Genomic DNA, 1,394 nt, shown 5'->3' with positions numbered 1-1,394 from the left:
CGCCAGCAGCAACCAATGGCTCAACGAATGACGAAAGCGGGTATGCTGTTACACACAATATTCCAATATCCGAAGTGTGATTTCTTANCAAACGGCATATATCAATTCCACTAATGCCATTAAGCATAAGATCTACAATTACAACGTCAGGCAACGTACTATCAAACCGTACATGTTCTAAAATTGTTTGAGAATGATCACATTGCCAGAGTATTGTACTTTGGGGAATACGACGCTGTATTACTGAAGCAATCATCATCGATGCACAATAATCGTTATCAACAATGCCTACAGTAAGCCCATCCTTAACAGCATTCATATTTTTCTATTATACGTTAAGCGCACATCTGCACAGGTATAAAGAAAAACTGGAAAGTATTTGCCATACGGCAGAGAACTCACATACTCTAGAGTTGAAACTTAGCATTATCTTCAAGTCAGCGGTGACTTGAAGTGGTCCCCAGCATATTAAATATATTACAAAAAGGACACAAAATGTTACATAAACAATATGATAAGACAAACAGAATATTATCCAGCATTATATGCTCAGCTTTCGCACTCGTTATCATGTTGATGCCATCGCAAGCATACTCCTCTGATGCTATGACAGATGATGAATACCTATTACACGCCGGCATGCCTATCATCGAAGTTCAAAACATGGACCCTGACATCAAACATGTCATAGCCACTGATCTTCAGCAACAGAATCTTCCATATAAGTACATCGAAACTAGAGAAATTGGAAAACCATACTATACACGGTTGGCCGCTGGACTCCCAAACGGACTCTCTGGGATTCGTTTTTATGCTAGTTCATTCAAATCAGGAAATAACATTTCTATATATCCCACGTACGAATTCACTGATTACAAACAACCAGAAGGGAAAGACACATTCTCAATATACTTCGCAGATGCTGTAAGACCCAATACTTATGGAGGACAGATATGGCATAAAGATCAATATATGAACGACTGGCGCACAACTTCCTCCAGCAAGATGATACCGACTGAGGTATCATTACAAGGCGCAAATTTTTCTGGCCAACAATTAGGAAATCCTGACTGGAAAATGAAAATCAAAGGCTGCGCGTGGGTCCACGCGACAGTCGGTGACAGAAATGATAAGAGAATAGTTGTAAACTATGTTTACAATCCAAATAAAATGAATTATTCAGTAAGCTTTAACCTCGGCAAGTTTGGATTCTCTATAGACCCACCAGAAAAAGTTTATTCGACTGGAACAGCTTTATCACTCTCCTATTAATTTAGCAATAGTCAAGTGGTCGTTGTCACCGGAAATTCCGAACAANTAGCCACTTGACTCTAAGAAAAAGGAACGACGATGAACACGCGATTCATGCAAGCTACACGCATTTCTGTGATCAA

The 1,394-nt window shown here is 39.4% G+C and carries 2 protein-coding genes; one reads left to right on the top strand and one right to left on the bottom strand.

The window, feature by feature from the left end:
- A partial coding sequence (locus tag BHAP_RS11330) for a response regulator (RefSeq protein ID WP_476693575.1) occupies nt 1-256 on the bottom strand: 256 nt, incomplete at its 3' end.
- Between the two features lie 350 nt (nt 257-606).
- Here BHAP_RS11330 and BHAP_RS11325 point away from each other — a divergent pair.
- Nucleotides 607-1,272 carry a hypothetical protein gene (locus tag BHAP_RS11325; protein WP_211279704.1) on the top strand — a complete coding sequence of 222 codons (666 nt, stop codon included), beginning with the start codon at nt 607-609 and terminating at the stop codon, nt 1,270-1,272.
- Nucleotides 1,273-1,394 lie beyond the last annotated feature (122 nt).

It is taken from the genome of Bifidobacterium hapali (genome assembly GCF_002259755.1).
In the GTDB taxonomy this organism is placed as follows: domain Bacteria; phylum Actinomycetota; class Actinomycetes; order Actinomycetales; family Bifidobacteriaceae; genus Bifidobacterium; species Bifidobacterium hapali.
The sequence above is the reverse complement of the archived record's forward strand: the minus strand, read 5'-3'. Positions and strand labels throughout refer to the sequence as shown.

Excerpts from the sequence above, each read along its gene's own strand:
- BHAP_RS11325 (WP_211279704.1), top strand. The coding sequence starts at position 607 with ATGACAGATGATGAATACCTATTACACGCCGGCATGCCTATCATCGAA.